This is a genomic window from Exiguobacterium sp. 8A (assembly GCF_902506275.1).
GTDB lineage: Bacteria > Bacillota > Bacilli > Exiguobacteriales > Exiguobacteriaceae > Exiguobacterium > Exiguobacterium profundum.
In genome coordinates this window covers 1-7,399 of sequence record NZ_LR733653.1, presented here as the reverse complement: position 1 = coordinate 7,399, position 7,399 = coordinate 1, and the positions used below count along the sequence as shown (strand labels likewise).

Genomic DNA, 7,399 nt, shown 5'->3' with positions numbered 1-7,399 from the left:
GACTGTTCACGTCGGACGGCGTCGTGAAACGTGTCGACGCGCTCGACGCGGACGCGGACGCGTTCCGGGAACGGACGCACGACCGCCTCGTGGCGGAGCTCGAATGGCGTGTCGAATCGTACGAGGAAGCGATCGTGAACCTCCTGTATGAGAACGAAGAACTCGTGAAACGGAACGCCCAGCTCGACGCCCAACGGGCGAACAAGTCGGACGAGGAACTGCGCGAGATCGACAGCAAGATCACACAGAACACGACGCGGATGACGACGAACGAGCTCCAGATCGAGGAGCACGAGGAGGCACGCGACGTGACGCGTGAACGCCTCGAATCGCTCGCGAACTGATCGCCCGATCGACAAAAACACGACCATCTTCGTCACCGAAACGTGACGAAAACGGATCGTACATCGCGCAAGTCGCGACATGAAATCGACAGATTGGCACTCAAGTAGCTTGTGTGTCAATCGCGTCATTGGGAACAGAAAAACAAGAGATTCGCCGACCAAAAAACGGCGAGTGGATGACAGGGGAGCTGTAAAAAAGGAGGGAGAACAAAGGAGAAAAACAGGGAGAACAAAAGAGAAAAGATGAAAAAAGAGGGAGAAAAATAGGAGAAAAATCACGTTTTTTTGATATCGTTCTGAAATCGCGGTACTACCGCGATTTGGGCCAATTTGATACACATGTGATATCAAATTACAGTTATGCTCTAGTCACCCTCTCCCTTGCATCCAAGTGGCTGGTGTACAAACGTTCTCCCTGTCATCTGAGAGGCGACTTGATGAACATCAAACTGAACAATAAACGTCTGCCTGGAAACGGGCGGACGTGATCCGGGAAACCGAGAAAACGAATGGATTTGGAGGAGGAACGAGATGATGGAAACGAAAAAAACAACGGGCGGACGTGTGCGACCACCGAAGCGGTCGACAGAGAAGATGGATGTACTGGTACGTGGGTTGAGCAAACCGGCCGTCGAGTTGTTGGACACGCGAGCGGATCAGGTCGGATGGAGCCGGAACGAGTTGATGGTGTACATCCTCGAGGCCTATGCGGACGGGGACATCCGTCAGCGATCGGTCGACTGGCAGGTCGTGCGGTCGGTCGAGTTCTTGAACCTCGCGGACCGGATCGAGGGCGTCGAGGACGTCCTCGTCGAGGTCGCCCGACGACTCGATGAGCGTCTGCCCGTCACCCGAAAACGTGACCGGGAGGAGGGGTGAACGATGCACAAAACGACGACATCCGAACTGTATGCCTACCGCCCACGTGCGATCCGCGCGGTCGTCTTCCGGCTCGAACCGGAGGCACAGATCGAGCTCGAACGCATCTGTGAGCGGTACGGCTGTGACTCGGAACAGGAGGCGCTCCACGTCATGGCGATCCAGTCGGCGGCCTTCGCGAGGCTCCGTCTCGAAGGCAATGGCGACCGGTCGCGCATCCGTCTGTTCCACGAACTGAGACGCTCAATCGATGCCAAAATCAGACGCTGGAAACAGGAATGGATGACGCGGAAGATGACGACCCGAAAGGACGTGCGCTGACATGTCCGGCACGCCCGGTATCGTCCTGAAGTGTCAGTATGACAGACCGACGAAGACGCGCGAGATCGGGTCCGTCGCCTCCTACTATGCATACATGAACCGATTCGACGAGATGGAACTCACCGACACGGAGGATCGCATCGACCCCACCATCGAACGGTATACGACCTATATGGAAGACGAACAGAAGACGCGCTCGCTCGGCGTCTTCACGGGCGAACGGGACACGATCAGCGAGACGGAACGGGCAGACCTGATCGCCCGGTTCGACGACTCGATCGAACGCGACGGGCATCTCCTGAAGGACGTCGTCTCGTTCGACAACCGGTGGCTCGAGGAACAGAAGTTGTACGACGCGAGGACCGACCGGCTCGACGAGGGACGCCTGCGTGACGCCGTCCGTGACATGATGGACGGCATGGGCAAGAAGATGGACCGGGACGACCTCCTGTGGGTCGGGTCGATCCATCGCAACACCGACAACATCCACGTGCACATCGCGACCGTCGGTGAACAGGAGCCGTTGACCGAACAGGAGGCGTTCCGCAAGGACGCCGTCCGCGACACGATGAAGAGCCGTCTCCTGTCCGGGCTGACGGACCGGGACGTGGAACTCGAACGCCTCAGGGCGTTGACCCGTGACCGGATCGTCGAGCCGCTGCGTGACGAACGGCTGGCGTGGTCCGACCCGACGCTCGACCGACATCTTGACGAGATTCGGCGACGTCTCCCCGCACAGAAGAAAGAACAGAACTACAAGAAGATCAAGGAACATCATCCCGAACTGCGGGAGCTGATCGACCGGGCGAGCACGCACTACCTCGAGACGCACAAAGCGACCGAATGGACCGACCTCAAGGCGGGCTGGGAGCGCGAACAGCGCGTCCACGTCCGTGCCTACGGGGGCTCGCCACGCTTCGAACGACAGTACGCCGACAACCGGCGGGCCGACCTGTACCAGCGCCTCGGGAACACGCTCCTCACTCAGGCGAAGGCGAGACCTGATGTGACCGAAGACCTCGCCCTCCCGACCATGGGACGGGAAAAGGGGACGCCGTCGGAGGGACAACCGAAAGGGAAATCGACACCCGACACGCGGAAAACAGGCAAGTCAGCGGTCCCGTCCGTCCCCCGGAAGGACAAGAGACGGGGGACGAACGGGAAGCCGGGGCGTGGCGCCCCGGTAAAACCAGAGACCCCCCGCCGTCAGTCGATCACGGCCCTCGCGCCTGCGGCGCGGGCCCTCCCAATCTCCGACGGGCGACTGCTCGACCAGCTCGACCGCACCGTGCGCGAGGAGGAACGTCGTCATGAACAGGAGTACCGCCAGCTTCGTGCAAGGGCGATGGCACGAGAACGTGATGAACTTGACCGATGAATCAAAGGCAACGAACGATAGAAAACATCATAAGGAGAGTGTTGGAAATGAACCTACGTTCCATAAAAATCAAAGAAGATACTTACGAGATGTTGATGAGGATGAAAGAAAAGAACAGTTTTGCTTCCATGGATGATGTCATCCGACATTTTCACCATGAATATGCGGTCATTGAAAACGTCAAGTCGCGGCTCCAACAACTGCAACAGGAAAATGATGCACTGCATCGGGCCTATGTCAAACAACAGAATGTGTCCCACGAGCTGAAGAATTTGCACGAAGCAGTGGAGACCATCGGTAAAAAAATCGAAACGAGGATGATTGGTACGAAGCATCCTCGGGATAGGACGGGTGAATCAGCTTCGTTCATCTATGAGCCAACTTTTCTCAAAAAACGTACAAGTCAGGTCCGTTTCTCTTCCAGAAGAAAAAAATCACAGGGAAAGAAAAGTTGAGAACAAATCATATTCCTGAAACGATGAAGAAATAGGTCTGAACATTCAAAAAGGAGTGGGGAAAAATGAGCTTGCGTACCGTAAAAGTCAAAGAAGACACGTATGATATGTTGCTGGAAATCAAAGAAGAGAACAACTTCGCCTCCATGGATGATGTCATCCAGTATTTAAGGGAGGAATGTTTGGAACAGCAGATCGCTAAGACGCGGATGGAACAGGAGAACAATATCCTGAGACAACAGACGAGTGAACAGAAGGCGACCCTTCGGGCCCAACGGTCCATCGAGAACGATCTGGCCGTCCTGATGAAGACGTTCGACGGGTATGTCGAGATGATGGGCGTGTTCGCCGATCATGTCCAAGACCATTTCGTCTCGCTCGGATCGCCAAAATCCTTCAAGAGCCCGTTCGCCTATGATGAGAAAAACTGTCAGCGTCTCTATCGTCTCTCCAAACCGATCCTAAGCAATGTCGCCCGCGAACTACGCAAAGAAGAACTCGAAGCCAAACAGATGGACGCGGCCTATCGGAAGGGCAGACGGCACGTCGAGGCACCCGGAGGAGAGGGGGCGACACAGTGAAGGTCATGCGCTGGCTGATCGCGCTCGTCCTGTTGGCCGGCGGGGTCGGGCTGTACCTGTACCCGAGCTACCACCATGCGACCCAGGGCGCGGAGATCGACGAGCTCGCGCTCGCGATGCAGGCGCTCGAGTCGTCGGAGGAGCGCGTCCCGTCGCTCAACCCGAAACAACGGGCGAAGCTCGAAGGCGCGATCCGGCTCGACATCCCGTCGATCGGGCTCTCGGGCCCTGTCCTTGAGACGACGACGGCGGAAAACCTCGACGTCGCCCTGACGAAGGTGGCGCCGACGATGCGTCCGGGCGAGGGGAACCTCGCCATCGCGGGACACCGGAGCTTCGTCCCCGGACGCCTGTTCAACCGTCTCCCGGACGTCGAGCCGGGGGACGTGGTGACGATCACCGACCCGGCGGACGGGACGATCTATCGTTATGTCGTCGAGGAGGAGTGGGTCGTTAAACCGGAGGATGTGAGCGTGCTCGAACCGACCGAGACCCCGTCGCTCACGCTCATCACGTGCACCCCGATCGAGACGGCCGAGAACCGGCACATCGTGCGGGCGACACTCGTCGACGCGTCGGCCAAGGAAGCGAGGTGATCGTATCATGTTCGCATCCATCGAGGGGACCTATCCTTGCTTCCGGCGCCCGCACCGGATCGGCGACGTCCTCCATGTCGACGGCACCCCGGCCCTCGTCCTCGGCATCGAACAGATCTGGTTCGACTACCGACCCAGCCGGGTCATCGTGCAGTATACCGTCCAACACCTGGACGTCCCCGTCCCGAAATCCCATATGTTCCCGGTCTTCCCGACCGACAGGGGTCTGTTCGAGCTCGGGGCCAGGGTGAAGGGGAACCGGCTGCTCGAACCCACCGACCCGTGGTCGCGAAAGGATCGGCCACTCGAACACTATCGTCCCGGGAACGTGGTCGACTTCAAGGGACGGAGCTACAAGATCGTCGAGTACACCGACATCGACCTCGACGGGACGGACTATATCGTGCGCTTCAGCGTCCGCCCGATCCGCCCGGTCCGTCCCGAAGAAGCGCGGGCGAAGTGGTTAGAAGAACGAAAGGCGCGCGTCGGGCTCCATGTCCTCCCGCATCCAGACGAAGACGAGCAAGAATGACCTGAACGAACTACTTGACCGATTGACCGATGTAGACAAATCCAAACGAAGAAGGGGGTGTGGCCCTTCCGCCGACATGCGGGAGGGCTTTTCCTATGGCCAAACTATTGATACTCGCAGAGAAGCCGGCCGTCGGCCGTGCGATCGCCGAGACGTTGTTCCCGGGCGCCAAGCGCGCCGACGGGTACCTCGACCATCCCGACGCCCGCATCACGTGGGCGATCGGCCACCTCGTCACGCTCGCGGAACCGGAAGACTATCACCCGGAATGGGCGCGCTGGGACGCGGACACGCTCCCGATGGTGCCCGACCCGTTCCGGCTCAAGCCGGTCGAGAAGACGAAGGACCAGCTCAAGAAAATCAGACAGGCCGCGAAGGGGTGCGACGCCATCGTCAACGCCTGCGACAGCGGACGGGAGGGCGAGGCGATCTTCCGGTTCATCTACGACCATCTCGGTCTCACGTTGCCGATCCGGCGCCTCTGGACGCCGTCCCTGACCGAGGAAGGGCTCAAGAAGGCGTGGGCCGACCTGCGGGACGGACGGGACTATGAGGCGCTCTACGCCGCCGCGCGGGCCCGTTCGGAGGCGGACTGGCTCGTCGGGCTGAACGCGACCCGGGCGTTCACGACACGCCACGGCGGGCACGGCGTCGTCTACTCGATCGGGCGCGTCCAGACGCCCGTCCTCGCGATGGTCCACGACCGCGACGTCGCGATCCAGGCGTTCCGCCCGGAGACGTATCACGTGCCGACGCTCACGCTCGACCAACAGGGGAACCGTTTCGAGGCGACCTGGTCGGGCGAGCACCCGACCGGGCGCCTCACGAAAGAGGAGGCGGGGCGGATCAGCGGACAGGCGCACGGGGCGACCGTCACCCTCGACCCGAGACGGGACACGGCACGCCGTCAGGCGCCCCTCCTGCACTCGCTGTCGACGCTCCAGACCGAGGCGAACCGTCTGTATGGGTACTCGGCGGACGAGACGCTGAAGACGGCGCAGGCGCTCTATGAGACACATAAATTGCTGACGTATCCGCGGACGAGCGCGAACCATGTCACGGAGGACGAGGCGGGGATGATCCGCGCCCTCGTGCCGAAGGTCGTCGGTCGCCATCCGGTGGCCGGGCAGGTCGACGTCGAGCGCGCCCTCGGCTCCAAACGGTTCGTCGACGCGTCGAAGGTCGAGGACCACCACGCGCTCCTTCCGACCGGGAAACCCTGGCCGGACGGTCTCGGCGAGAAGGAGCGGAACGTGCTGACGCTCGTCGAGCGTCGCCTGATCGCGCACTGCCTGCCGGTCGAGACGAAGGAACGGGTCACGGTCGACATCGAGGCCGGGGGCGAGCCGTTCCGCGCCCGGTTCGCCCAGGTCGTCGACCCGGGCTGGACGGTGCTCTTCCGTGGGGAGGAGAACGAGACGGACAAGGACAAGGAGGACGCGACCCTCCCCCCTGGCATGCAGATCGTGCCGGGACCGGCGACGGTCGTCGTGGCCACGACGAAGGAGCGGGTGACCCGCCCGCCCGTCCCCTATACCGAAGGGACGCTCATCCAGGCGATGAAACAGGCCGGACGCCACATCGAGGACGAGGAGGCGCGCGAGTCGGCCAAAGGGCTCGAGATCGGGACGGAGGCGACCCGGGCCGCGACGATCGAGCGTCTGAAGAAGGTCGGCTACATCCGTCCCGACGGGAAGAAGCTCTGCGTCACGGACAAGGGCCGGGCGGTGATCCAGCTCGCCCGGTCGTCCGGGCTCCATCTCCTGACGAGCCCGGAGATGACGGCCAAATGGGAGTCCGCCCTCGGCCTCGTCGCGAAGGGCGAGGTCGACGCGAAGGCGTTCGTGAAGAAGGTGGAGGCGTTCGTCCGTCACCTCGTGACGACGGTCAAGACACAGGAAGGGACCGAGACGACACGACGGCTCCAGGAGACGGCGGACCGGGACCGGGTCGTCGGCACCTGCCCGGAATGTGGCGGGGACGTCGTCGAACGGAAGAACTCCTATTCATGCGAGAATGAATCCTGCCTCGTCGTCCTGTGGAAACAGATCGCCGGCAAGACGCTCACCCCGTCCCACGCGAAGACGCTCCTCGCGGGCGGGACGGTCGGACCGTTCAAGATGACGTCCAAACAGAAACGCCCGTTCGAGGCGGCGCTCACGTACAAGAAGAGCGGGGACGCGGGCCTCTACAAGCTCGAGTTCGTCTTCGGCAAGAAGTCAGGGACGGGACGGAAGCGCACGTCGCGGAAACAGGGCGCGGTGGCGGACGACATGGCGGGGATGCCGAAAGGGGCACAAGCATTGCTGGACA

Annotated in this window: 9 protein-coding genes; all 9 read left to right on the top strand. The window is 61.1% G+C overall.

Going from position 1 to position 7,399, the window contains the following annotated elements; genetic code table 11:
• A partial coding sequence (locus GVY42_RS15465; protein WP_159563726.1) for a hypothetical protein occupies positions 1-344 on the top strand: 344 nt, incomplete at its 5' end.
• 534 nt (positions 345-878) lie between these two features.
• The gene (locus GVY42_RS15460) at positions 879-1,223 is read left to right on the top strand and encodes a hypothetical protein (RefSeq protein WP_159563725.1); all 345 of its coding nucleotides are present in this window, start codon (positions 879-881) and stop codon (positions 1,221-1,223) included.
• A gap of 3 nt (positions 1,224-1,226) precedes the next feature.
• Positions 1,227-1,544, top strand: a complete 318-nt coding sequence (locus GVY42_RS15455) for a hypothetical protein (protein ID WP_159563724.1) — start codon at positions 1,227-1,229, stop codon at positions 1,542-1,544.
• 1 nt (position 1,545) lies between these two features.
• Positions 1,546-2,922: a MobP2 family relaxase gene (gene mobP2 / locus GVY42_RS15450; protein WP_159563723.1), complete on the top strand. Its 1,377-nt coding sequence runs from the start codon at positions 1,546-1,548 to the stop codon at positions 2,920-2,922.
• 47 nt (positions 2,923-2,969) lie between these two features.
• Positions 2,970-3,377, top strand: a complete 408-nt coding sequence (locus tag GVY42_RS15445) for a hypothetical protein (RefSeq protein ID WP_159563722.1) — start codon at positions 2,970-2,972, stop codon at positions 3,375-3,377.
• A gap of 65 nt (positions 3,378-3,442) precedes the next feature.
• Positions 3,443-3,958: a hypothetical protein gene (locus GVY42_RS15440; protein ID WP_159563721.1), complete on the top strand. Its 516-nt coding sequence runs from the start codon at positions 3,443-3,445 to the stop codon at positions 3,956-3,958.
• 5 nt (positions 3,959-3,963) lie between these two features.
• Positions 3,964-4,554, top strand: coding sequence for a class D sortase (locus tag GVY42_RS15435; protein ID WP_236550106.1), 591 nt, complete (start codon positions 3,964-3,966; stop codon positions 4,552-4,554).
• Between the two features lie 7 nt (positions 4,555-4,561).
• The gene (locus GVY42_RS15430; protein ID WP_159565621.1) at positions 4,562-5,086 is read left to right on the top strand and encodes a hypothetical protein; all 525 of its coding nucleotides are present in this window, start codon (positions 4,562-4,564) and stop codon (positions 5,084-5,086) included.
• A 95-nt stretch (positions 5,087-5,181) separates the two neighbouring features.
• The coding region (gene topB, locus GVY42_RS15425) for a type IA DNA topoisomerase (protein ID WP_159565619.1) at positions 5,182-7,399 on the top strand (2,218 nt) is incomplete at its 3' end.